We start from the raw sequence: 23,345 nt of genomic DNA on the forward strand, positions 1-23,345 counted from the left end.
ATCAGCTGCTGGTCGGCCCGGCGGACCTGGACACGAGCCCGGTTCGCCGATCTGCTCGCCGAGGGGCGTTCAGCGCTCGGCGGGCACGATCCCCGGCGTGCGGGGGTGTTGCTGACCGACGCTCTGGACCTGTGGCGGGGACCGGCGCTCATCGACGTGCCGCACGGGCCGCTGGTCGCGATGGAGTCCAGTCGCCTTGAGGAGCTGCGCCTGGACGCGTTGGAGCTGCGGATCGAGGCCGACCTGGCGCTGGGTCACGCGCAGGTGGTGCCCGAGCTGCACAGGCTCACGGCCGAGCACCCGCTGCGGGAGCGCATGTGGGTGCTGCTGATGCGCGCGCTCCAGGCGACGGGCCGTCAGGCAGAGGCGCTGGACACGTACACGCTGGCACGGCGGATCATCGCCGACGAGCTGGGAGCCGATCCTGGAGCCGAGCTGCAGCGGCTGCACCAGCGCATTCTTGGCGGCGGTTCCGGCGTGCGCGCGAAGCCGACGGCCGCCGCGCCCGCCGCGCCCGCCGCACCCGCCGGCCTGTCCGCGCATCCGGTGGTCGTGCCGCGGCAGCTTCCCGCGGCGACGCGCCACCTGATCGGCCGTCAGGCGGAGCTCGCGTTCCTTTCCGAGGCGGTCGGTGAGACCGCGGGTGCCGGGAGCGGCGTGGTGATCTCGGCGATCGGCGGGACGGCCGGCGTCGGCAAGACGGCGCTCGCGGTGCACTGGTCGCATCAGGTCGCCGAGGAGTTTCCGGACGGGCAGCTGTACGTGAACCTGCGCGGCTTTGATCCGTCCGGCAGGCCGGTGATGTCGGCCCAGGCGATCCGCGGCTTCCTCGACGCTTTTCACGTGTCGGCCGAACAGATCCCGATGAGCCTCGAGGCGCAGGCCGCCCTCTATCGCAGCCTGCTCGCCGGGAAGCGCGTCCTCGTCGTGCTCGACAATGCGCGCGACGTGGCGCAGGTGCGTCCGCTGCTGCCCGGGTCGCCGGGCTGCCTGGCGCTGATCACGAGCCGCGCCGACCTGGCCGACCTCATCGCGGCGGAGGGCGCACACCTGCTCACGCTCGACGTGCTCGCCGAGCAGGAGGCCAGGGACCTGCTCAACCGCAGTCTCGGCGGCCGGCTCGCGTCCGAACCGAGGATCGCCGGCGAGCTGACCAAGCTGTGCGCGCGTCTTCCGCTGGCGCTGCGGGTGACGGCCGCGCGGGCCACTATCAGGCCACTGCTGCCGCTCGACGCGCTGGTCTCAGAACTGCGCGACACGCGGAGCCGGCTGGACGCGCTGGACGCCGGTGGCCAGTCCAGCAGCGTGCGCACCGCGTTCTCCTGGTCCCTGCGGCAGCTCAGCCCGTCCGCGGCACGCATGTTCCGGCTGCTGGGCCTCCATCCGGGACCGGACATCACCGTCGCGGCGGCAGCCGGACTCGCCGGGACGTCCCGCGCGCTCGCCGCCCAGGCGCTGGCGGAGCTGGCCCGTGCCCATCTCCTCGCCGAGCACATGGCCGGACGGTTCGCCTTCCACGACCTGCTGCGCGCCTACGCCGCCGAGCAGGCCGCCACGCAGGAGAGCGAGCCCGAACGCCACCAGGCCCTGCACCGGATGGTCGACCACTACCTGCACACCGCACGCGCGGCCTGCCTCCTGCTCGGCAGCCCGCGGGAGACGATCGTGCTGCCGCCCCCGGAACCAGGCGCGGCGCCAGAGGACTTCGCCGGCACGGCGCGGGCGTGGGCGTGGTTCGAGGCCGAGCATCACGTGCTGCTGGCGATCACCACCCAGGCCGCCGCCACCGGCTTGGACGGGCATGCCTGGCGCACCTTGGTCGCTTCGCGCGTTTTGTAAGCCGCGACCTTGGCCTTCGCGGGCTTCCTGGGCCTCGGCGCGCGGGCCGCGGTACGCATGGAGCGGGATGTTCGCAGGCTTGAGGTCGCGGCGCACGATGTCGGCGGCGTTCAGCTCGAGTTGGACGTCTCGGGCCCGGCGGGGGCTCGAACCGTCTTCGCTCGCGCGGAGGACATCAGCTGAAGGGCGGGTGTGCGGGGTCGAACTTCGTTCCCTGACTCAGGGTGCGTTGATGCCCTCAGCGCGTCGTTGGACCTAGGGTGGGCAAACCCCACGGGGCCACGGCTGTGGATCACTGACTAGGAGGACTGGGGGCTTGCTGCACCACCCAGTCGGAGGTGGGGTGCAAGGTCGCGCCCAGAGCACGTACCCGCCGGGTGGTGTGCTCGATTACCGCCAGCACATACGCCTTCGAACCGTAATGCTGCCGGACGGGGCGAGCGCCGCTGTCGCCGCGTGGCTGGCCGGTCGCGGGGGCGTCGAGTCGGTGAACTACTTGGCATCGAGGACTACTGCGATCTGGCGGATGAAGGTGTTGCCCACAGCCGAGCGGAGGAGGAAGTCGGCGACGTTCGTGCGCGAGGCCGAGGGGAAGATCGGCGTCCTTTTGACATCCTCGAGCGCGACGGTGCTGTAGTGCGTGCTGTCGCCGTTGTTCAACGCTCCGGGATATTCGAGGGTCCACTTCAGATCGCTGGCCTTCAAGAGCACCTCCGAGGCGGCCTTGTCCGCGTAGGTCTTCCGAAGCATGGTTCGGAAAAGAGGGCCTACGAGCCATGAGGCCTTCGCGAGGGAGTCGCCGACTCCGAACGCGGACAGCAGGACGAAACGGTCGACGCCTGAGATCTTCGCGGACTCGATGACCGCTTGGACCATGTCGGTGATCAGCGTCGGGGTCTTGCCGGCGCTTTTCACGCCGAGCGCACTGATGATCGCGTCGTGGCCCTGGGCCGCCTTCGCGATCACGGCCGCGTCGGCGACATCACCGGTAACGATGTGAGCGCGCGGGTCAACGGATGAGCCGGCCCGTCGAACCAGGGCAGTGACCTGGTGTCCCTCATCGAGCGCCTTCGTGACGAACAGGACGCCGGTGCGTCCGGTTGCTCCAAGGACAAGAAACTTCACGATACTTCCCTCTCTCGTCGAGGTCGTACGGGCGTGCCGGTGTTGCGCCTGCCCAGCGGCCGAATACTGTCAGGATCATTGATAATCTAGTCAGCTAGATTGACTATGTCAATCGGAGTCGAAGGCACTGCCGACGCCAAGAGCGTTAGCGCTCGGGCAAGAAGATTGCCGTGGACGCTGACGGGGCGACCTAGATGAACTCGGCTTTCTCTACCCACGATGCCAGCCTGACCTCGCCAGAGTTCCGCTCGCGCCACCTGGCCCTCGGCGACCTCGCGCCCGCTGCTGTTGCCAGTGGTTCGGATGCATGCCTATTGTAGTCAGGAAAGCTGACCAATTTGGATGAGGCTCCGATGAAGGGGCGGGCGGTGCGACCCGAGGACCGCTCCCATCCGGCAAGACCGAGAGAATAAGGACCAGAACTCATGATTTTGATCACCGGAGCCACCGGCACCGTCGGTTCGGAGGTCGTCAAAGCGCTCCTCCCCGCCCAGGCCGGCCACCTGCGAGTCCTCACGCGAAATCCTGACGCGGTCTTCCCCGACGGCGCCCAGAAGGTCGTCGCCGACCTCGCCGACAGCGATCTGGCACCCGTCCTGGACGGTGTGCACGCGGTGTTCTCGATCACCGACGGGCTCCACATAGCCGCGCACGATCGCCGGATCGCGGCGGCGGCACAGCGAGCGGGCGTCCAGCGGATCGTCAAGCTCTCGGTCCGCAACGTCGGACACGACGGCACCGACCCGATCACCACCTTGCACCGGGCCGGCGAGGAAGCAATCCGCGACAGCGGCCTGGCATGGACGTTCCTGCGCCCCACAGCGTTCATGTCCAACGCGCTCAACTGGGCGGGAATGATCGCGGCCGATCAGGTCGTGTACGCGCCGTTCGCCGCCGGACGGGCCGCTGTCGTCGACCCGGCGGACATCGCAGCGGTCGCCGCGGCCTGCCTCACCCAGGACGGCCACTTCCGCCGCGTCTACGAGCTCACCGGCCCCGAACCGCTCAGCGCCGCCGACCAGGTGTCGCTCCTGGGCGAGGTGCTGTGGCGCGACTTGCGCTACGTCGAAACCGACCCGGCCGACATGGTCGCGCAGATGGTGTCCTACGGCATGCCCGAGGAGCAGGCGCAGGCCGTCGTCGAGCTGTTCGGCTCCACCCTGGAGCCGTACAACGCCAAGCCGACAGACGACGTCACGGCAGTCACCGGCCGCCCGGCCCGCAGTTTCACCGACTGGGCCAAGGCCCACCGCGGCGCGTTCCCCAGCCCCGAAGCCATCCAGGACGCCGCGACCATCGAGGATTCACGATGAGCGCCTCCGGTGCTACGTCGCGCGTCGACACCCACGACATGGTTCTGATCCACCGAGTCCTCCGTCGCGAGTTCGGTCAGTTGCCCCGACTGTTCCGCTCCGCGGCCAATGACCGGGCACGTTCCCAAGTCATCGGCGCGCATGCCCGCGAGATGTTGGACTTCCTCCACACGCACCACACCGGCGAGGACGAACTGCTCTTTCCGCTGCTGCGAGAGCGAGCCGCGCTCGACCCGGAGCTGATGGACCGGATGGATGCACAGCACATGCAGGTCGACGATGCCGTCAAGGCTCTCGAAGCGGAACTGCCGGCATGGACCACGAGCGCCGACGCCGACGCCGGCGAGCAGATGGCGACCCGCGTCGAAGCCACGATGCCGACGCTGATCGCCCACCTGGCTGAGGAGGAGGAGAAACTGCTCCCGATCGTCTCGGACACGGTGACGCAAAGCGAATGGGACACGCTCGCCAAGCACGGCATGAGCGCGATTCCCCTCACGCGGCGGCTGGTCATCCTCGGCCACATCACCGAGGAGGCCACTGAGGCGGAGCGACAGAGATTCATGCAGGTCATTCCAGCTCCGGCCCGCCTGGCCTACAAGCTGATCGGCCACCGCCAGTTCACCCGCGAAACCGCAGCGATCCGCGGCTGACCGACCCGCGACCCGACACCACACCCGTGGACGACGGGCTGAAGCAGGCCGTCATCGCACTCCGCCCCAGAACCTGGGCACTAGTTCAGTTGTGGCCGCGTCGCGTCGCGCAGGGCGCGACGCGACCACCGTATTCCCGCCGCCTCTGATCGGGCGGCACTACGAGGACTGAGCCCTCAGCGCGCGGTGAGGAGGGGCAATTACGGACGCGGTCGAGTAGGCCGCAGTTCGAGGCCGGCGTCGGTAGCGGGCAGGGGTACACACCGCGTTCCGTTTGTGCCGTGAGGCAACCCAGATTTGCGGCGAGTCAGGCAGCGCGGAACTGGTGGTCCGCTCTTTACGGGCGCCAGGGCGGTCGCCGGACCACGGTGCCCCGCGCCTTGTTGCCATCACCCGACAAGACCGGGGTATCGTCAGGATCATTGATGATGGCCGGTCGGGTGGAGGCTGTCAGGCGTAGGGGTCGGTGATCTCACGGAGTTGATCGAGGATCTGGTGCAGCAACGTGAAGTTGCGGGTGCCCAGGTAGGTCTTCCACTCCGTGTAGATCTCGTCAAGCGTGGCCCTGACCACCTCGATCGCGCGCCGGCCGCGTTCCTCGATCACGATCAGCCGGGCACGACCGTCCGCGGGGTCGGGGAGCCGGCGGACGTAGCCCAGGTTTTCGAGCTGGTCGATCATCACGCTGGCGCTTTGCTTGGTCATCTGCGCCTGGTCGGCGAGGTCTTTGAGACGCGAGCCGCTCGGGGCGACGCGCTGGAAGACTCGGCACTGGGCGAGCGTCCAGTCGTCGAACCCGGCATCCTGCAGGGCCCGGAAAAGCCGGTCCTCGGTGTACCGGTACGGGATGAACAACGACACCCCTAGATCAACCCGTTGCTCGTCGTCCATGCCGCCCTCGGCTCCGTCGCTCGCCTGGCCCACCAGAGCGTTCGCCCTGCCAGGGGTCACCCAAACCAGTCAGATATCTTTACTATTGTATATGCAGCAGCACCGATGGCAAAACAGCCACGAGCCCTAATTCGCTGATCGAAATGTACGTGATGTCGAACGTGCGCCAGGAATGTCGCGGCGTTTCGTCGAAGCCGTCGACCACAGGGCAACGTCACGATCAGAGTCCTTCATCGAACCCCGTCCGCACCGGATCACTGCCCGATTGCCCCAGAACCGTGGTTCACTATGACGCGCTGGAACGGTCTTCCCGTGTTCGCCCAGTCTTTCACGCCGCGTCCGTCGGATGACGGTTCGTCATCGGCATTCGCGGTATAGGGCGATGAATCGCAGAAGTGCGCGACCAAGCAAACCCGGCGTATTCGCCAAGCCGTGGCCGAAAGGGCAGCTGATGCACGCCATACGTAAGACCCTCATAGCCTGCGCCACCGTCGCAATGTGCTGCGTCGGCTGCAAGAGCACCGCCCTGGGCGGCGCTCAGAACACCCCGAGCGGATCAGCCCCAAGCAACCACGCCCCCGTCGGCGGCGGCGCGAACGCACCCCTGGCCCGTTCTCGCCTCGCGCCAAGTCAAGTCGGCACCGTCCCGCCCAACCTGCACTGCCACATGGGCGGCAACGACCCCAAAAGCTACCGCCCCGACGCATCCTGCACCCCGGGCGCAGTCCAGGACAGCGTGACCCAGGCGAACATCGACTCCACAATCTGCACAACCGGCTACACAACGAAGATTCGCCCCGCAACCTCCGCGACAGACAAGATCAAGCACGCCCTGTACACCGCCTACGGCGTCCCCGACAACACGAAGAGCGAACTCGACCACCTGGTCAGCCTCGAACTCGGCGGCAGCAACGACACCGCGAACCTGTGGCCGGAACCGGGCACCCTGCCCAACCCGAAGGACAGCGTGGAGAACGCGCTGCACAAGGCGGTGTGCGCACACAAGGTGACACTCGCGGCGGCGCAACAGGCGATCGCCACCAACTGGACCACGGCACTGGCGGTCACCGGAGCTGGGAAGTAGGAAGTGGTGGCCGGTCAACAGCAGGGTTCCGACGACGCTAGTGGCAAACAGCCCTGCTCCGGGTGGTCGGCCGAAACTGTTCCGGCGGTCGAGGCGGGTCCGTGACCGTTATCAGCGGCTGCTGGGAACCCGCCGGCCTGTGTATCCCGATTCGACGATGCGCTTCGTTGTCTCCGTGTAGTGCGCGTCGTCGCCGAGGATGGTTCCGAGGCCGTCGACGTAGCGATTGGCAAGGCAGAACGCTGCCGCGATCAGTACGGTGTCGTGGATTTCGAGGTCGGTCGCGCCTTCGGCCCGCGCGTCCTCGACGAGCCTCTCGGTCACGTTGCGCCCGCTTTGCTGCACGGCACCGGCGATGCGGAGCAGGGCGCGCAGTTTCGAGGAGATCGGCGCCGAGTCCAGGTTCGCCAACACCTGCTCGACCAGTGGCCTTCCCTCGTCGAGCTGTGCGGCGGCGAAGGCGGAGTGCGAGGTGCAGCAGAACACGCATTCGTTGAGTCCTGATACGTATGCCGCGATGAGCTCACGCTCGCCGGCCGACAGGGAATGCGGGCCGTGCAGAAGGATATTGAGAAGATCGCGGAACGGTTTGGCCGTCTCCGGGCGGAACGCCAGTAGCCCGGTGATACCCGGGAACTCGTGCTCATCCAGTCCAAGATCGATGTACGCCATGCCCGGTACCTCCCGCTCGGCGAGAATCGTCGTTGGTCAAGATAGCGGCGAGAGGTACGGCGAGCCATGCTGCCGGTGGAATAGGGCACGATCGGAGAAGTCGAGGCTCGGTCTATTCCGTCATTCCAGCGCGGGACGGGCTGAGCGTCCGCGGTTCCAAGGCAGCCGCGTGGGAAGACCGTCCGGCAGGAAAAGCGGGTCACGCTCAGCGAGGCTCAGCTGGTGATGTCCTTCCGCAGGAACTTGTGCCAGGCCAGGGTGAAGAACACGAGGCTGTAGGCGAGGGAGGAGAGTGCGCCCCGGCTCATTGCGTCCCAGTTGATCGTGGGGCTCAGGGCGTCGAGCCAGGCGTAGGAGTAGTGCGTCGGCAAGATCGCGCGCACGCTGCCGAGGGCTGTGACGGTGTCGAGGATGTTGGAGACGATCACCAGCATGACGGTGCCGCCGACTGCGCCGAGGGGGGCGTCGGTATAGGTGCTCAGTGCGAAGCCGACGGCGGCGACGAAGAGCAGCGAGACCGCGAGGTAGCCGACTACGACCGCGAGGTGCGTGAGTGCGGCGGCTGTCGGCAGCGAGGTGCCCAGTGGCGAGCGGGCCGGCGCCCAGCCGAATGCCGCCCATCCGGCCGCGAGCGCCACGATCGGCAGGACGACGATCGCGGCCGCGGACAGTGCCAGGGCGACGATCAACTTCTGGCGCAGCAGGCGCGAGCGGGGTACCGGGGTCACCAACAGGTAGCGCAGGCTCGACCAGTTCGCCTCGCTGGCCACGGTGTCCCCGCAGAACAGCGCGACGATCACGACGAGCCCGAATCCGGAGGTGGCGAAGAGAGTGAACGCGACGAAGTTCGGCGCGCCGACGGTCGCCAGGCTTACCAGATCGACCGTGCCCGGCCGTCCGCTGTCGTTCGTCGGGTTGCCGAACTTGAACGCGGCCACCAGGATCAGCGGCAGGACGGCCAGCAGGCCGAAGGCCACCTGGGTGCGGCGCCGGCCGAGCTGGCGGCGCAATTCCACCCGCAGTGGCAGGGTGCGCCGCGGGTCGAAGCCCGGCGCCGCGCCGCTTGGCGCCAGAGCGAAGGCCGGGGCGGCCGCGGCACTGAGAAGGGTATGCGCGCCCTGATACGTTGACGCGTGCGGGATCTCGGGCTCGTCAGACACCTTGCCGCTCCTCTACCAGGTCGAGGAAGACATCTTCCAGGCGGTTCTGTGGCGCGATGCGCTCGACCGCGAGTCCGGCGCCGACGAGCGCGGTGACGGCCGCCGACGGCCGCAGCCCTTCGAGCCGCACGGTCAACCGGTCGTCGTCATATGTCACTCCTGCGATCCCGGCCATTTCCGTGAGCACCTTGTGCGCCCGCGCCGACTCACCCGGGCCGACATCGATGGCGACGGCGACGGAGGTGGCGGCGGAGAGCAGTTCGGTGACCGAACCCTGCGCCACGAGGCGTCCCCTGGCCATGACGACGCAGTGGGTACAGGTCTGTTCGACCTCGGCGAGCAGATGGCTCGAGACGACGACTGTGCGGCCGGTGGCGGCGTAGCGGCGCAGCGCCTCGCGCATCTCGCGGATCTGCGGCGGGTCGAGCCCGTTCGTGGGCTCGTCCAAAACGAGCAGGTCGGGCAGGCCGAGCATGGCCTGTGCGACGGCCAGGCGCTGGCGCATTCCCTGGCTGTAGGTCTTGACCTTGCGTTCGATGCTTTCGCCGAGCCCTGCCAGCTCCAGCGCGGCCTCCAGGTCGGCGTCGCCGGACGGACGCCCGGCGGCGGCCCAGGAGAGCTCGAGGTTGTCGCGGCCGGACAGGTGGGGCAGGAATCCGGGCCCTTCGACGAACGCGCCGACCCGGGAGAGCACGGAGGCGCTGGGGGTGATCCGGTGGCCGAAGACGCGGATCTCGCCCTCGGTGGGGTGGATCAGGCCCATGAGCATGCGCAGCGCCGTCGTCTTGCCGGCGCCGTTGGGACCGAGCAGCCCGAGCACCTGGCCGCGCTCGACCCGGAAGGACACGTCGGTCACGGCGCGAAACCCGCCGCCGTAGGCCTTGCCGAGATGCGACAAGACCACCGGCACATCCGCTAGTTCCGGATCCACCTCAGCTTCCCGGGTCCGGGCGCGGCGGCGGACATACCCCAGCACAGCGAGGGCGGCGATGAGGAAGGCGACGGCGGCCGCGACGGCCCAGAGCGCCGCGAGGCCGCCGCCGGCCGCGCCGGGCACATCGGGCAGATTCAGGACGCCGCCGCCGGCGAGCGCGACGCTGTAGGTGTGTGCTGTCGCCGGGGACTGATATGCCAGGTCGGTGGAGGAGACGGCCAGCATCAGCCGGTGCCCCGCCGGGAAGTCGTGCACGATTTCCGGCAGCGTGATCCGGATCGTGGCGCCGGTGGACGATCCGGTCACGCGGATCGGCGCGAGCAGTTGATTCGGCAGCACCATGGCGCTTCCGTCCGGCGCCGCGTCGTAGAGCTTGACGAACAACGTCGCGTCCGGCGCGTCTGTGGAGACGGTAAGCGAGACGCTCGGCCCGCCGACGACATCGACGGCGTTGCCCAAGGGCGCGCTTTCGAAGGTCGCCTGCTGTCCGGGCGGGGTGGGCAGATTCACGGCCGAGCCGAGTTCACCCAGAACGCCGCTGAGCCCGGGCAGTCCGGTGACCGCCGCGGGATTGCCTCCGGGCGGCGAGACGATGCCCTGGGCCGTACCGTGCAGCGTGACGGTGCTCGTCGTCGCGGGCCCGGAGGCGGTCACCACCGACGAGGTCGGCGAGGAGTTCTCGGACGAGAGCGCGCTGCCGGTGCGGATGAACTGGAACGCCGTGTCAGGCGTCGAGCCGTCGTGCTTGAGATACCTGTCGAACCAGGAGAGCGTCAGGCTTCGCAGGCGGTCGCCGTCGGCGTCGGTGCCGCCGTCGTGGCCGCCGCTGTACCAGAGCTCCTTGACCGGCGTGCCGTGCGCGGCGATCTGCCGGGCGTTGGCATCGCCCTCGCTCAGCGGGAACAGCGAATCGTCCTCGCCCTGGACCAGCAGCGTCGGGGCATTGATGCGCGAGGTCACCGAGTCCGGGCTCGATGCCGCGAGCAGAGAGCGCAGCGTGGGCGAGGCGACTCCGGTGGTCGCGCTCTGCTGGTAACCCGCGCAGATCGCGGCGGTGAAGCGCCCGCACACCGTCGCGGCCTGCCCGCTGAGCGGAGTGGTGCCCGCGCCGAAGAACTCCCCGGCCCACACCTTCTTGAACACTCCGGCCTGCGCGGCTCCCGGCCCGCTCCCATCCTGCGGAAACAGTGCCTGATTCAGATCGTTCCACGTGATCTCCGGAGCGATCGCGTCGATGCGGTGGTCGTAGCCGGCCGCCAGCAGCGAGAGAGCACCGCCATAGGACGGCCCGGTGAACCCCACGCGCGGGTCGCCGGGCGCGTCCTTGAGCACCTCCGGAAGCGAGGCGAGGAAATCAATGGTCTTCGACGCGTCGCGCACCTCGTAGTCAGGGGAGTCCACGGCGATCTGGCCTCCGGATGCTCCGAAGCCGCGCGCCGAGTAGGCGAGGGCGACGTAGCCGTGCTGCGCCAGGAAACGCGCATCCGCGTCCTCGTCGCTCTTGCTGCCGCCGAACCCGTGCGCGAGCACGACCGCCGGCGCCGGATGACTCGCGGACGCACCCGCGGGCACGTACAAAGTGGCGTCCAAGGAGACCGGCGAGCCGTCGGGGTCCGGCGTGCCGGTGATACGCAACGCCTGGGTCCGTACGGCCGGGGTCGAGCCGGCGGCCGCCGACACCGCAGCGCCGCAGAGGACCACCGCCACTACGGCAGCGGCACCCCACACAACCCATCTTCGACGCACGCGCACAATGTCCCTCACTGCCGAAGCCAGCACACGATCACAGCCATCCTGCCGGGAAAGCCTGGCGAGATCCCGGTGCGGTTCACGTTCAGATTCAGTGGATGTATCCGGTCTCGTAGGCGTAGATGACGGCCTGGACCCGGTCTCGTACGGCGAGTTTGGCCAGGATGCGCACGACGTGGGTCTTGACGGTGGTCTCCGAGAGGGCCAACTGCTGCGCGATCTCCTTGTTGGTCAGCCCGGACACCATCTGATCGAAGACCTCGCGCTCTCTGCGGGTCAGGCTCTCAAGCGGCGCGGAGGGGTCTGATGCTCCGGCGGGAGGGTCCGACGGCGCGGTGAACCGGTCGGCGTAGGCGTCGAGCAGGCGCCTGGTGGTGGACGGGGCGATCACGGCGTCTCCCGCGGCCACCGCCCGGATGGCGGCGGCGAGGTCGTCGGGCCTGGAGTTCTTCAACAGGAAGCCGCTCGCGCCGGCGCGCAGGGCCTCGAAGGCGTAATCGTCGAGGTCGAAGGTCGTGAGCACGATGACCCTCGTGGGCAGCGCTCGAGCGATGATCTGCCGGGTGGCCGCGATGCCGTCGAGCCGGGGCATGCGCACGTCCATCAGCACGATCGCGGGCTGGAGGGCGGCGGCCAGCTCTACGGCTTCGACGCCGTCCGCCGCCTGACCGACGACCTCGATGTCTCCCTGGGCTTGGAGGATCATGGCGAGGCCGTGGCGCGAGAGGGGCTGGTCGTCGGCCAGCAGCACGCTTACGCCCGTCATCGCGGTCCCGCCGGGTGGTCCACGGCCAGCCGAGCCCGCACGCACCAGCCGCCGGCGGCGAGCGGGGCGGCCCGCACTTCGCCGCCGTAGAGCGCGGCCCGCTCGTTCATCCCGTGCAATCCGTGGCCGGTGGCGGTCGCGGCCGGCGCGGCCACGGGGGAACCGTCGTTCTCCACGCGCAGGTCCACCAGCGATGCGTGGTGGCTGACCTCCACGAGCACCTTCGTCACACGACGGGCGTGCTTGATCACGTTCGTCAGGCTCTCCTGGACGATCCGGTAGATCGCGAGTTGGGCTGTCGGGGCAAGGCTCTCCAGGTCGCCGGCGGTGACCAGTTCGAGTTCGAAGCCGGCGGCACGCACCAGCGACGCGAGTGCGGGCAGGTCGCCCAGGCCGGGCTGCGGTTCGTAGGCGGAGTCCTCCTCGCCCCGGAGCACGCCGAGCATCCTATGCATCTCGCCGAGGGCTTGCCGGCCCACGTCCGAGGCCTGCGCGATCGTGTCGCGGGCCAACTGCGAGGGCTCGACCGCGGCCGCGGCGTCGTTCAGGGTGATCATCACGGACAAGCTGTGCGCGATGACGTCGTGCATCTCTCGGGCGAGGCGGGTGCGTTCCTGCGCCACGGCGATGCGGGCGCGGCTGTCGCGGTCGCGTTCCGCGGCCTGTGCCCGCTGGTGTATCGACTCGACGTAGGCACGGCGCATGCTCGTGTAAATGCCGGCGATCCACGCGGCCGTGACCGTCCCGGTCGCGGTGGCGCCGACCAGCAGGGGGTTGCCGGATGTCTCCCACCGACTCAAGGCCATGATCACGCCGAGTACGGCGACCGCGATCCCCGTCAGCAGCACGCCGCGGCGCCGTTCGTGAGCGCCCAGGCTGTACAGCGCGGCGAGCACGGCGAAATCCCCGATCTCCGGAGAGCCGAAGCGCCATTGGGCCAGGCAGACGGCGGCGAGCACGGCGGCCGCAGCGGCGGGGCGGGCGCGGCGGGCGGCCAGTGGAAGCACAAGCAGTGCGTCCCACACGCCCGCGTTCGCGGGATGGCCGCGCACGAGCAGGTCGATCAGTACGCAGGCTCCCGCTCCGAGCACGGCCGTGAGGCTGTCGAACAGCACGAGAACGCCTCCGGCACGCCGCGGCGCCGACCAGCCGACCGCGGGCAGAACCGCCTTCCGACTGATCAGCGCACGCAACGCCGGGGCCTGCGAGGTTGCCACGGTGGCCACAGACGCCCTTTTCTCTAAGCCGATCTCACGCGTCGCGTCGGCGAAGCAGGATCGCCGAGGCCGCCAGTCCGAGGACCACCCAGCCGAGCAGTACCACGAATCCCCATGCGGGGGTGAGGGCGTAGCCCTCGGGCAGGCTCGAGGCGAAGGCGCCTCCCGCGGACCCGGGCAGGAACTTGCCCACGTTCTTGCCCCAGTTTCCCAGCGTGTCCTCGAACAGCACCGGCACGACCAACACGACGCCGACGAAGGCGGTCAGCGCGCCGGGTGTGCTGCGCACGATCCAGGCCAGAATACCGCCGACCACGCCGATCAACGTCAGGTAGACGCCCGTGCCCAGCACCACCCGCAGCACTCCCGGGTCGGACAGGGAGTAGCCGGGCCGGTAGTGCGAGAGCAGGCCTTGGGCGGCGAGGAACGCCACGAAGGACATGACGATCATCGAGGTGGCGACCACGCCGACGAACACCGCGAGCTTCGCCCAGATCACCGGGATCCGCCGGGGAACCGCCGCGAGCGTCGCCCGGATCATCCCCGTGCTGTACTCGCCAGAGACGAACAAAACACCGAGCGCGCCGATCAGCAGCTGCCCGAGGTAGTAGCCCTGGAGCGTCGAGGACGGCGCGATGTCGTTCGCCTGGAGGTTGCTGGTCAGATGCCGGGTGTTGTACGCGACGATGAGGCCGATGGCCACCATCGCGACCATCGCCACGCCCAGCACGGCCCACGTCGAGCGCAGCGTGCGGAACTTGATCCACTCCGAGGCGATCGCCCGCCGCAGGCTCACGGGCTCTGACTCGGTGCGCGCCCGCGCGCCGGCCACGCCGGGGTTCTCGAGCACGGGGACGCTCACGCGGTCACCGCCGACTCGAATTCGCGGACCTGCGGGCCGACCGAGGATCGGTAGGTGACGGCGTCCTGGGTCAAAGCCATGTAAGCCTCCTCCAACGACGCCGCTGCCGGCGTCAGCTCGTACAGCGTGATCTGTGCCGAGGCGGCCGACGTGCCGATCTGCTCGTTGGTCAGCCCCGCGACCTCGAGCGTGTCCTCGGCCACGTTGTGGATGGTGACGCCGGCGCCGCCGAGCAGCGCGGCCAATTGCGCGGCCTGCGGGGATCGCACCTTGACCAGGTTGGTCGAGGCCTCGGCGATGAACTCGGCCATCGACTGGTCGCGCAGCAGCCGCCCCCGGCCCACGACGATCACATGGTCCGCCGTCAGCGCCATCTCGCTCATCAGATGCGAGGAGAGGAACACCGTGCGGCCCTCGTCGGCCAGACCCTTCAGCAGGATGCGGATCCACCGCACCCCGTCGGGATCGAGCCCGTTGACCGGTTCGTCCAAGATGAGCGTGTCGGGATCGGCCAGCAGCGCCGAGGCGATCCCGACCCGCTGCCCCATGCCGAGGGAGAAGGATCCCACCCGCCGGTCCGCCGCCTCCGCGAGCCCGACCATGTCGATGACCTCCTCGACCCGGGCGCGCCGGATTCCCGCCGTGGCCGCCATCGCCAGCAGGTGGTTGCGGGCCGAGCGCCCGGGGTGCACCGCCCGCGCCTCCAGCAGCGCGCCGACCTCGTGCAGCGGACGAGCGTGCTCGGCATAAGACCGGCCGTTGACCGTCACCGTGCCCGAGGTCGGCACGTCCAGTCCCAGGATCATCCGCATCGTCGTCGACTTCCCGGCCCCGTTCGGGCCCAGGAACCCGGTCACCATCCCCGGCCGCACGGTGAAGCTCAGCCCGTCCACCGCGAGCTTGTCGCCGTAGCGCTTCGTCAAACCCCGAGCCTCGATCACTGCGCCTCCCTCGTCGCCGCGCCACTCGCGCGTCCCCTCGACCGTACGAGGACGGCATCCCCCAGCGGATCATCCCAGACGCCTATCCTCGCGCCGGCCGGGTCCTCCGACTGGACGACCCGGAGCCTTTGATGGTGCGTGGCTGGGACTCCGTCGAGCACGGTCATCTTGTCGGGGTACTTCGTGCACTCCGGCGACACAGATACCTTCGTGACGGCATAGGCCATCGGAGGTCAAAAGTTGCGGTGCGCACCAACGACCTCATTGACGCCGGACTACGCAAGGCATCTGGGCTGGCGGATGCCCCGGGCGGGTGTACAGCTGTCGCGGTCCGCGGGGCGGCGGACCAGGCTGGAACCGGTCCGGATACGTGCGGTTGCCGCCGCCGGTCGACGGCCGACTGGTACGAGCCGAGTCCTGGAAGGTGATGGCCATGGTCCAGGTCCCTCCGAGAGCGCAGCGGGACGCGGGAGCTGTGCGAGACGGCGCGCCGGCGGCCGGTCCGGCGTTGGCCGGCGTGTGGTTGGTGATCGGTGGCTCTCTGAGCGTGCTTCTCGGCGTCACCGGTATCGCCGAGGACAGCCTGTTCCACCTTGCGGGCGGCTACGCTTACCGGTTCGACCTGACTGCCTGGGGTTGGATCAACCTGGTGATCGGGGTCGCGGTGGGGATCGCCGGCGTCGGAGTGTTGGCGGGGGCGCCCTGGGCGCGGACCGCAGGGCTGTTGACGGCCGCAGCGAGCCTGATCTCCCAGTTCATGTTCATCCCGTACTACCCGTGGTGGTCCATCAGTGTCATGACGCTCGATCTGTTGGCGATCTGGACGCTGGGCCGGTTCGATCCCGTGCGCAGGTAGGTGCCGGAACGCACCGATCGGGACGAGCCAAGCTATCGCCAGGCGCCAGGACCGGCGAGCGAGCCGGCCACGAACAAGCAGCCCGGTGGCGTCGTTCGCTTTCGGGAAGTCGTTCGTCGCTCACCCGAGATCGTCAGTCCTTCTTGAACGCCTCACGACGCATCATCTGCAGCAGGGTGGGAGCTCCTTCAGAGGTGGTGACCGCGACGGCCTTGTGCAGGAATCGGGTATCGGTGACCTGCGCCAGCATGCTGGCGGCGAGGTCGGCGCGGCTGGTGAAGATGCCGGGTGCCTCATCCTCATACAGCTGGTAGGCCGTCACGTCAGGGGCGTCGAACAGGCCCGACGGCCGCATGATCGTCCACTCCAGGCCGCTGGTGCGGACCAGGTCTTCCATGCGGCGCATGTCGGCATAGGTCGTTTTGCCGATCGTCCTGGTGACCAGCGGCTGCAGGACACGGTTGAGGAGGAACCCGCCGTCCGCGTGGTGGTGCGGCTCGGTGGCGCTTGAGCTGATCACCACCAGACGCTTGATTCCGTGCCGAGGCATCGCGGCGGCTATGGTGCGGGTGCCCTGGCTGTAGATATCGATCGGCTTGCGGGTGAAGGGCACTCCGAGTGTGGAGAGCACCACGTCGGCACCGTCGAGCGCACGGTCGACAGCCTCGGAGTCGTAGACGTCCGCCGGCGCCACGTTCAGGTGATCGTCGCTGATCGGGTACTCAGCGGGCCTGCGGGTGACGGCCGTGACGTCGTATCCGGCGTCGAGCGCTTGCCGGGTCAATTGCCGTCCGGTAAGCCCGTGAGCTCCGAAAACAGTGATCCTCATGGCCAAGCTCCTTCTGGCCTGCCCAAAACACGGGCGTCAGCCAAATAGTACGAGTTCGATAAGCTATGAGAGTCATAGTATCCCATGCACGCGGCATCGGGCACCGGCCCTCGTCTGGAGCCCCCATCACGTTTGATCTTGAGCAGTCAGGACACCAGAGCCAACCGGGGTTTTGTGACGTCGCAGGTATCGCCACTTCAAGGGGAGAGGGTCGGGCATGACTGAGGGAGGGACGGTTCTGCCATCGGCGACCGTGGCGGGGCGTGAAGGTCTGCGCGCGACAGAATCCGGCGTAGGGCGATCGCCGGAGGAGCCGGATGCGCCGGCAGGTCAGCGGCTGTGGATTCCGGGGCGGGTCACACGGCGGCCTCCTGCGCAGCGGTCCTGGTTCCAGATCGGCTACGGGTTCACCGCCGGGGCGATCCTGGCGTATGCGACTGCGGAGGCGATCCTGCGATCCGCGCAGGTTTTGGTTCTGGTCCTGCTCTCGGCGTTTCTCGCCGTCAGTCTGGAGCCGATCGTGGTGGGCCTGGTGCGGCTCCGGCTGCGCCGCGGCCTGGCGGTCGCTGTGGTGCTGGTCGGATTCACCGCCGTGCTGGGCGGCTTCCTCGCTCTGGTGATCCCGCCGGTGAGCAACGAGATCACTGCCCTGACCAAGGAGATCCCCACGTGGTTGCAGGAGATTCACGACCACCACTCGCAGCTGGGCAAGATCGAGGACCGCTACCACCTGGTCGCGAAGGCCAAGGCGCAATTCGCCTCCGGTGACGCCTCCGGCAAACTCGTCTCCGGTCTGCTGACCGCCGGGCAGATCATCGTCGGCGCGGTCACCTCGACCTTCATCGTCATCACCCTGACGATCTACTTCCTCGTCGGGATGCCCGCGGTGAGGGACTTCGGGCTGCGGTTCGTCAGTGCGCGCAACCGCCCCCGCAGCGCGGACCTGACCAACCAGATCCTGCTGCAAGTCGGCCGGTACATGCTCGCCAACCTGGCGACCTCGGCGCTGGCCGGACTGGCCACCTTCATCTGGTGCATGGCCGTCGGCGTGCCGTACGCGGCGGTGCTTGGCTTCCTGGTCGCCATCATGGACATGGTCCCGGTCATCGGCTCGACGGTCGGGGGCGCCGCGGTCAGCCTGGTCGCGCTGTCGGTCTCGGTGCCGACCGCCGTGGCCTCGCTGGTCTTCTACACCCTGTTCCGGTTCGCCGAAGACCACCTGATCAATCCGCTGACGATGAAGTACACAGTGCGGATCCACCCCATCGCGACCATGATCGCGGTGCTGGTCATGGGAACCCTGATGGGCCTGGTCGGCGCCCTGATCGCGGTACCGACCGCCACCGCGATCAGTCTCATACTCCAGGAAGTGGTCTTCCCCAAACGCGACCAGGCCGTTTAGGCGGGGTTGGCGCCCAGGTCACGTCGCGAGCCGGCCGTTGAACTTGACGGCGTCCAGGTACCGGTCAGCGGCGGGCGGTGGACAGGATGACGAGGAACTGGCCGCCGCCGGCCTCGATGCCGGCGGTCACCGGCAGCCCCGGCACCAGTCGGGAGAACCGGTCCGTCAGCCACTCCGCCGCCGCTTGAGCGTCCTGCTTGGTCGGACAACGGCCCACCACCTCGCGGCCTCCCTTGCGCTCCAGCCTCTCGGCGACGGTGATCAGCGGTGCGGGTTCGACGACGTACAGGTCGTCCGGCCAGGCGATGACCGCCTGGACCGCGCCCTTACGGGTGTTGCACCCGCGGTGTGCGAGCCGTTCGGCGACCTTGGCCTTCCGGTCGGCGGTTCGGCTGTCGACGCTGGGCCCCCGCGGGTCGTTCACCGACATGTCGGGGTCGACCGGTTCGTCGCACACCCAGCATCGCCAGCCGTCGCGTTCGGCCACGTCGTCAAGGAGAGTCACCGGAGCAGACTAGCCCGCCGGGCGGCTTCTCGCCGGTGGTCTCATGCGGATAGACGATCGGACGGCGATGCGCTTATTGGCCAGGTGGTTGAGGAATCTGGCGGCCTTGCTCCTTCTGATAGCCGGTCAGAAAGGCGCGCACCCCGGAGGCGATGATCAGCTCGGTCTCCGCCTCGGGCAGGGGGACCGCGCCGTTGCCTGAGCGCTCGGTGATCTCGGCGAAGGCCAACAGATGGAAATGCCGTGCGGTCCGGTCGGGATCGTCTGATCGCAGCAGGCCGGACCGGGCCAGGCGGTCGAAATGGCGCGCCAGGTCGGTGCGCGCTGCCAGCGGTCCGCTCTCGTACCAAGCCTCGACGAGTCGGGGGTCCAGATGCGCTGACTCGGCGGCGACTTGGCGAGCGACGGCGAAGTGGGCCGGGAAGAGGTCCATCGTGGCGACCCAGTCGCGGGCGAGCGCGACGAGGGCTCCCTCTATCTGCGCGGCATCCGTGACAGGAGTCAGACGGGCTGCGGTATGGGCGGACAGGGCGCTGTGCACATCGGTCGCGCCTCCGGTGACGACCTCAGCGAACAGGTGCTCCTTGTCTCCGAAGTGGTTGTAGACAGTGCGGGTGGAAACCCCGGCCTGAGCGGCGATGGCGTCGACGGACGCGCGCGTGTAGCCGTCGCGGCCGAAAACGGCGCGGGCGCCGTCGATGATCGCCGCGCGCTTGGCGATCCGGCCGCCGCGCGGCTGGGAATGCGTTGGCCCAGGTCCCGGCATGTCCACCTCTCAAATTTGCAGTCATCGTTTTACTTAGTTGCACCTTCCGTTGTAGTTTAGCGAACCTGGCCAGCCCCGCATGCCAGTCCTCGCCGAAACCTTGGAGATGCCTGTGTACGTCGTCACAGCAGCCACCGGCCAGCTCGGTCAGCTCGTTGTTCGCCACCTGCTCCACCGCGTCGATGCCGACCAGATCGCCGTCGTGGTCCGGAACGCTTCGCGCGCCACACATCCCGCCGAGCACGGGATCGAAGTCCGGGTCGCAGACTACGACGACCCGGCGTCACTGGCCGGGGCCTTCGGCGCCGGCGACCGCGTTCTGCTCATCTCTGGTAACCAGTTCGGAGCCCGTCTGACCCAGCACGCGAACGTCATCGCCGCCGCCAAATCATCCGGCATAGCCCAGTTGGCCTACACCAGCATCCTCGGCGGCCCATCGGCGAACTTCCCGGTCGCCGACGACCACCACGTCACGGAGCAGGCGCTCCTCGAGTCCGGACTTCCGTTCACGCTTCTGCGCAACGGCTGGTACACCGAGAACTACACCAGCCAGCTGACCGCGGCTCTGCACCACGGCGCAGTCGTCGGTGCCGCCGCGCCCGCCAGCCGTCTGGCCACCGCCGCCCGCGCCGACTACGCCGAAGCCGCCGCAGTGGTCCTGGTCGGCGCGGGCCACGAGAACAACGTGTACGAACTCAGCGGCGACACCGCATGGAGCCTGGAGGAGTATGCTGCCGAAATCTCCCGCCAGACCGCCTCGACCGTTCCCTACCGGCAACTCCCGCCTGCCGACTACGAGGACTTCCTCGCCGGCCTCGGACTGCCGACACCGATGCTCAGCGTGTTCACCGCGACCGAGGCTGCCATCGACCGCGGCGAACTCGCCGACACCGGCGGCGACCTCCGCCGCCTGATCGGACGACCAACGACGACCCTGGCCGAATCCATCGCCGCCGAACTCGCCGAACTCACCTCCCGCTGATGCGCCGAGAATCACCACCCGAGGACCAGCGTCTGAGGGGCGGCGCTGTGATGTCGTCCAGATCTTTGATCCTCCGCAACGGCGAGAAGACCAGGAACAGGCTCGTGCTCAACAATCCCAGGGCGGCGACGGCCAGCGCGGTTCGCGGGCCCGCCAGAGTGCCGAGCCAGCCTCCGAGCAGTGCGCCTACAGGTTTGACGCCTTGGGCCACGAACATGTAGGCCGCGTTGGCCCGACCGAGGAGGTGCGGAGGTGTGAGCGTCTGACGCACGGTCATGACGTGAACGTTGCAGGCGGTGATCCCGAAGCCCTGGACGAGGAAGGCGGCCGCGAACAGCGGTACGGCCCACATCCCGCGCTGCGCGGCGGGCAACGCCAGCGGAGCCAGATCGCCGATGACGGCGGAGCCGATCAAGGTCCGGTTCAGGCCCAGTCGGTGAGCAGCCGGCACCGTCACGGCGGAGCCTGCGAGGGCCCCGACCGCCCCGATCGCGAGGGTCACGCCCAGCATTCCGGCGCTCATTCCCATCTGCGTGACGGCGAACAGCGCCAACACCGTCTGAGCCATCTGCCAGAAGAGGTTGTAGCTGGCCGCCTCCCCGACGAAGGCTCGCAGGTAGGCGTTGCCGAACGAGAAGCGGAAGCCCTCTGCGATGTGCGACAAGGCGCTCCCATCGGCAGGTGCGGCAGGAACCTCCCGCCGCCGTACCCGTGCGAAGCCTGCGGCTGAGAACAGGTAGGACACCGAATCCGCGGCCAGGGCGAACGGCGCGCCGACGATCAGAGCCAGCACGCCGCCCAGCCCCGGTCCGCCGATCTCCGCCACCGACTCGCTTGCCGTCAGACGGGAGTTGGCCATCGCCAAGTGAGCAGAGGGAACGATCTGCGGGAGATAGGACCGGTAGGCGACGGTGAAGAAGACGCGGAACACTCCGGCCAGCCCGGCCAATCCGAGCAGCCAGCCGAAGGACAACCGGCCCAGCACGGCGAGGATCGGGATCGCCCCCACCGCGACCGACTGGCCCAGATCGGAGATGATCAGCACCGCGCGACGCTGCCAGCGATCGACCAGCCATCCGGCAACGAGGCCCAGAACCAGCCACGGCGCGTAGACCAGCGCTCCAAGAACGCCCAGTTGACCGGGCGATGCCTTCAGCACCAGCACCGCGGTCAGCGGCAGGCACAGCTGGAAGACCTGGCTGCCGATGAGCGAGACGGTCTCGCCGGCCCACACCGAGCGGAAATCAGCGCGCCACGGCCTGGACGGACCGCGCTCGGCGTCGAATGAATCGGGCGAGTCGGACGAATCAGCCTGTTGTGATCGGGCGTTGACGGACACGGCGAGCGGGTGCCCCGGAGCGAGCACACTATTCACCGCGGCTGAGGTGGACGATCGCTGCACTGAGTGCGGCGGCGAATCCACTCGAGGCTGCGTAAGACAGCAATCCACTCCAGGCCGCGTAAGACAGCGGAGTGTCGATGTCCGCCGTGAGCGGCATCGTGGGCATCAGCAGCCAGATGTTGACGGTGCCGCTCCTCGCCGCGCTGGGAGCTGGCCTACGAGTGCCGTCTGCCCGTGGCCGCGAGGATCGTCACCTACCGGTGCGGTATGCGAGCGTCGGCCGCAGCAGAAATTTGATGAGCTCCGCCGATCCGCTTCCTCGACGCAGCTCTAGGGCTGGTGCGCGGGCGGACCGGCGGAGCTGAGAGCCGCAGGGCCGGGCTTCTAGTTCGGAATCGAGCTGCTCTGCACAGCGCGCAGCTCCACGGCCATCGCCTGCCGGCGGTGCGGGGGCAGCTGCGTCAGGCGTGGAAACTCCTGCTCCTCTTCGGCGGTGGCGTGAGCCAGCACAGCCTGGTGGAACGTGTCGAGCTTGATGGCGAAGTCCGGGTGGTCGACCCCCATGGACTTGAGTTCACCCAGTGCCTGGTCTGCTCTCTGCTCTTCCTCGAGCCGGTCCGCGGCGATTTTGCGGCCGCCGGTCACGTTCAGGCGAGTCACCGGATGCACCACTTGCTGCTCGCCGGTCTCGTGAGTGTGCAGCAGGTCCGCCAGCTCGCTGAACAGCCGCCCCCGCTCCCCACCGGTCGCGGACAGGACCTGGACGAACTTACGTTTGACCTCTTCGTGCTGGCTCAGCAAGATCTCCACAATGTCGCCGCCCTGCGCAGCGCCCTGCTGCTCGATGAACTCCTTGAACCGCTTGGTGTCCGCCTTGATCTGGTGGGCGTCCAGATGCAGCATGCTGCCGACCTTCTCCACCACGCCCTGCGGCTCCCACACCAGCTGAACGGTGACGCGGGTCTGCTCGGCGGACAGTTGGTGGAAGGTCACCAAACCGGCGTGGCCGGCGTCCCCGCCCACGCTGTTCCAAGCGATGCGCTCATTGGGATACTGCTCGGTGATCTTCGCATCGAACTCCCGGCGCGCCCCGCCGACAGAGGTCACCCAGTGGGTGTGGAGTTCGTCGGTCTGGGTCACCGACTCCACGCCTTCCATGAACAGCGGGAACGACTCGAACTGGGTCCACTGGTTGTAGGCGGTGCTGACAGGCACGTTTACATCGACCGATTCGGTCACGTCACTCATGGTGTCTCCGTTACGCTTTTCGACTTCGCGAAGCTGCCGACCGCGGGGGTGCATCGGCCGGCGAAGGACGCGGTACCGCGTCGCTGACCCCAGGTGCCCGACCGATCACAGGGCAAACAGACTTGTCCGCGATCTAGGCCAGAACGCACGGAGAGGGACTTCCTGCAGGTCAGTGCCCATGGTGCCCGTTCTCATCTCATTGAAGTGGC

Annotated in this window: 21 protein-coding genes; 7 read left to right on the forward strand and 14 right to left on the reverse strand. The window is 68.4% G+C overall.

Going from position 1 to position 23,345, the window contains the following annotated elements; genetic code table 11:
- Complete coding sequence (locus CACI_RS53705; RefSeq protein WP_083795896.1) at positions 1 to 1,839, forward strand: BTAD domain-containing putative transcriptional regulator; 1,839 nt, start codon at positions 1 to 3, stop codon at positions 1,837 to 1,839.
- Positions 1,840 to 2,331: 492 nt separating this feature from the next.
- Here CACI_RS53705 and CACI_RS32300 read toward each other — a convergent pair whose 3' ends face one another.
- Positions 2,332 to 2,964, reverse strand: coding sequence for an NAD(P)-dependent oxidoreductase (locus tag CACI_RS32300; RefSeq protein ID WP_015795098.1), 633 nt, complete (start codon positions 2,962 to 2,964; stop codon positions 2,332 to 2,334).
- Positions 2,965 to 3,389: 425 nt separating this feature from the next.
- Between CACI_RS32300 and CACI_RS32305 the strand changes: the two genes are divergently transcribed.
- Both CACI_RS32305 and CACI_RS32310 read left to right on the forward strand, forming a co-directional pair.
- A complete protein-coding gene (locus tag CACI_RS32305) occupies positions 3,390 to 4,277 on the forward strand; it encodes an NAD(P)H-binding protein (RefSeq protein WP_015795099.1) in 888 nt (295 codons plus the stop codon).
- A complete protein-coding gene (locus CACI_RS32310; protein WP_015795100.1) occupies positions 4,274 to 4,930 on the forward strand; it encodes a hemerythrin domain-containing protein in 657 nt (218 codons plus the stop codon). Before CACI_RS32305 ends, CACI_RS32310 begins: the two co-directional genes overlap by 4 nt.
- A 450-nt stretch (positions 4,931 to 5,380) precedes the next feature.
- Here CACI_RS32310 and CACI_RS32315 read toward each other — a convergent pair whose 3' ends face one another.
- Complete coding sequence (locus CACI_RS32315) at positions 5,381 to 5,821, reverse strand: MarR family winged helix-turn-helix transcriptional regulator (RefSeq protein ID WP_015795101.1); 441 nt, start codon at positions 5,819 to 5,821, stop codon at positions 5,381 to 5,383.
- 451 nt (positions 5,822 to 6,272) lie between these two features.
- On the opposite strand from CACI_RS32315, the gene CACI_RS32320 reads away from it, so the two are divergent.
- The gene (locus CACI_RS32320; protein WP_015795102.1) at positions 6,273 to 6,905 is read left to right on the forward strand and encodes a hypothetical protein; all 633 of its coding nucleotides are present in this window, start codon (positions 6,273 to 6,275) and stop codon (positions 6,903 to 6,905) included.
- 111 nt (positions 6,906 to 7,016) lie between these two features.
- On the opposite strand, the gene CACI_RS32325 is transcribed toward CACI_RS32320, so the two are convergent.
- The 7 genes from CACI_RS32325 to CACI_RS32355 all read right to left on the reverse strand — a co-directional run bounded on the left by CACI_RS32325 (position 7,017) and on the right by CACI_RS32355 (position 15,206).
- Positions 7,017 to 7,577 (reverse strand): carboxymuconolactone decarboxylase family protein, encoded by a 561-nt coding sequence (locus tag CACI_RS32325; RefSeq protein ID WP_015795103.1) that lies wholly within the window; start codon positions 7,575 to 7,577, stop codon positions 7,017 to 7,019.
- A gap of 215 nt (positions 7,578 to 7,792) precedes the next feature.
- On the reverse strand, positions 7,793 to 8,737 hold the full coding sequence (locus CACI_RS32330) for an ABC transporter permease (RefSeq protein ID WP_015795104.1): 945 nt from the start codon (positions 8,735 to 8,737) through the stop codon (positions 7,793 to 7,795).
- Positions 8,730 to 11,450, reverse strand: a complete 2,721-nt coding sequence (locus CACI_RS32335; protein ID WP_041540576.1) for an alpha/beta fold hydrolase — start codon at positions 11,448 to 11,450, stop codon at positions 8,730 to 8,732. The genes CACI_RS32330 and CACI_RS32335 overlap by 8 nt, the downstream gene beginning before the upstream one ends.
- Positions 11,451 to 11,511: 61 nt before the next feature.
- Positions 11,512 to 12,186 carry a response regulator gene (locus CACI_RS32340; RefSeq protein WP_015795106.1) on the reverse strand — a complete coding sequence of 225 codons (675 nt, stop codon included), beginning with the start codon at positions 12,184 to 12,186 and terminating at the stop codon, positions 11,512 to 11,514.
- Positions 12,183 to 13,412: a sensor histidine kinase gene (locus CACI_RS32345; RefSeq protein WP_049871772.1), complete on the reverse strand. Its 1,230-nt coding sequence runs from the start codon at positions 13,410 to 13,412 to the stop codon at positions 12,183 to 12,185. The genes CACI_RS32340 and CACI_RS32345 overlap by 4 nt, the downstream gene beginning before the upstream one ends.
- Before the next feature lie 25 nt (positions 13,413 to 13,437).
- Positions 13,438 to 14,265 (reverse strand): ABC transporter permease, encoded by an 828-nt coding sequence (locus CACI_RS32350; RefSeq protein WP_143765464.1) that lies wholly within the window; start codon positions 14,263 to 14,265, stop codon positions 13,438 to 13,440.
- On the reverse strand, positions 14,262 to 15,206 hold the full coding sequence (locus tag CACI_RS32355; protein WP_015795109.1) for an ABC transporter ATP-binding protein: 945 nt from the start codon (positions 15,204 to 15,206) through the stop codon (positions 14,262 to 14,264). Before CACI_RS32355 ends, CACI_RS32350 begins: the two co-directional genes overlap by 4 nt.
- Before the next feature lie 433 nt (positions 15,207 to 15,639).
- On the opposite strand from CACI_RS32355, the gene CACI_RS32365 reads away from it, so the two are divergent.
- Positions 15,640 to 16,062: a DUF7144 family membrane protein gene (locus tag CACI_RS32365; RefSeq protein ID WP_143765465.1), complete on the forward strand. Its 423-nt coding sequence runs from the start codon at positions 15,640 to 15,642 to the stop codon at positions 16,060 to 16,062.
- Between the two features lie 133 nt (positions 16,063 to 16,195).
- Here the strand turns inward: CACI_RS32365 and CACI_RS32370 are convergent, their stop codons facing one another.
- Positions 16,196 to 16,891 (reverse strand): NAD(P)-dependent oxidoreductase, encoded by a 696-nt coding sequence (locus tag CACI_RS32370; RefSeq protein ID WP_015795111.1) that lies wholly within the window; start codon positions 16,889 to 16,891, stop codon positions 16,196 to 16,198.
- A 217-nt stretch (positions 16,892 to 17,108) separates the two neighbouring features.
- Between CACI_RS32370 and CACI_RS32375 the strand changes: the two genes are divergently transcribed.
- A complete protein-coding gene (locus tag CACI_RS32375) occupies positions 17,109 to 18,293 on the forward strand; it encodes an AI-2E family transporter (protein ID WP_015795112.1) in 1,185 nt (394 codons plus the stop codon).
- A 64-nt stretch (positions 18,294 to 18,357) separates the two neighbouring features.
- Here the strand turns inward: CACI_RS32375 and CACI_RS32380 are convergent, their stop codons facing one another.
- Both CACI_RS32380 and CACI_RS32385 read right to left on the reverse strand, forming a co-directional pair.
- On the reverse strand, positions 18,358 to 18,798 hold the full coding sequence (locus tag CACI_RS32380; protein ID WP_015795113.1) for a hypothetical protein: 441 nt from the start codon (positions 18,796 to 18,798) through the stop codon (positions 18,358 to 18,360).
- A 73-nt stretch (positions 18,799 to 18,871) separates the two neighbouring features.
- Positions 18,872 to 19,564 (reverse strand): TetR/AcrR family transcriptional regulator, encoded by a 693-nt coding sequence (locus CACI_RS32385; protein ID WP_015795114.1) that lies wholly within the window; start codon positions 19,562 to 19,564, stop codon positions 18,872 to 18,874.
- A 106-nt stretch (positions 19,565 to 19,670) separates the two neighbouring features.
- Here CACI_RS32385 and CACI_RS32390 point away from each other — a divergent pair, with 106 nt between their 5' ends.
- Positions 19,671 to 20,546: an NmrA family NAD(P)-binding protein gene (locus CACI_RS32390; RefSeq protein WP_041542859.1), complete on the forward strand. Its 876-nt coding sequence runs from the start codon at positions 19,671 to 19,673 to the stop codon at positions 20,544 to 20,546.
- Here CACI_RS32390 and CACI_RS32395 read toward each other — a convergent pair.
- Positions 20,533 to 21,885, reverse strand: a complete 1,353-nt coding sequence (locus tag CACI_RS32395; RefSeq protein WP_143765466.1) for an MFS transporter — start codon at positions 21,883 to 21,885, stop codon at positions 20,533 to 20,535. The two genes, CACI_RS32390 and CACI_RS32395, sit on opposite strands and share 14 nt — an antisense overlap.
- A 387-nt stretch (positions 21,886 to 22,272) precedes the next feature.
- Positions 22,273 to 23,136 carry an SRPBCC family protein gene (locus CACI_RS47255; protein ID WP_015795117.1) on the reverse strand — a complete coding sequence of 288 codons (864 nt, stop codon included), beginning with the start codon at positions 23,134 to 23,136 and terminating at the stop codon, positions 22,273 to 22,275.
- Between the last annotated feature and the right edge of the window lie 209 nt (positions 23,137 to 23,345).

It is taken from the genome of Catenulispora acidiphila DSM 44928 (assembly GCF_000024025.1).
In the GTDB taxonomy this organism is placed as follows: Bacteria; Actinomycetota; Actinomycetes; order Streptomycetales; family Catenulisporaceae; genus Catenulispora; species Catenulispora acidiphila.

Excerpts from the sequence above, each read along its gene's own strand:
- CACI_RS32305 (WP_015795099.1), top strand. The coding sequence starts at position 3,390 with ATGATTTTGATCACCGGAGCCACCGGCACCGTCGGTTCGGAGGTCGTC.
- CACI_RS32310 (WP_015795100.1), top strand. The coding sequence starts at position 4,274 with ATGAGCGCCTCCGGTGCTACGTCGCGCGTCGACACCCACGACATGGTT.
- CACI_RS32315 (WP_015795101.1), bottom strand. The coding sequence starts at position 5,821 with ATGGACGACGAGCAACGGGTTGATCTAGGGGTGTCGTTGTTCATCCCG.
- CACI_RS32320 (WP_015795102.1), top strand. The coding sequence starts at position 6,273 with ATGCACGCCATACGTAAGACCCTCATAGCCTGCGCCACCGTCGCAATG.
- CACI_RS32325 (WP_015795103.1), bottom strand. The coding sequence starts at position 7,577 with ATGGCGTACATCGATCTTGGACTGGATGAGCACGAGTTCCCGGGTATC.
- CACI_RS32340 (WP_015795106.1), bottom strand. The coding sequence starts at position 12,186 with ATGACGGGCGTAAGCGTGCTGCTGGCCGACGACCAGCCCCTCTCGCGC.
- CACI_RS32365 (WP_143765465.1), top strand. The coding sequence starts at position 15,640 with ATGGTCCAGGTCCCTCCGAGAGCGCAGCGGGACGCGGGAGCTGTGCGA.
- CACI_RS32370 (WP_015795111.1), bottom strand. The coding sequence starts at position 16,891 with ATGAGGATCACTGTTTTCGGAGCTCACGGGCTTACCGGACGGCAATTG.
- CACI_RS32375 (WP_015795112.1), top strand. The coding sequence starts at position 17,109 with ATGACTGAGGGAGGGACGGTTCTGCCATCGGCGACCGTGGCGGGGCGT.
- CACI_RS32385 (WP_015795114.1), bottom strand. The coding sequence starts at position 19,564 with ATGCCGGGACCTGGGCCAACGCATTCCCAGCCGCGCGGCGGCCGGATC.
- CACI_RS32390 (WP_041542859.1), top strand. The coding sequence starts at position 19,671 with ATGCCTGTGTACGTCGTCACAGCAGCCACCGGCCAGCTCGGTCAGCTC.
- CACI_RS47255 (WP_015795117.1), bottom strand. The coding sequence starts at position 23,136 with ATGAGTGACGTGACCGAATCGGTCGATGTAAACGTGCCTGTCAGCACC.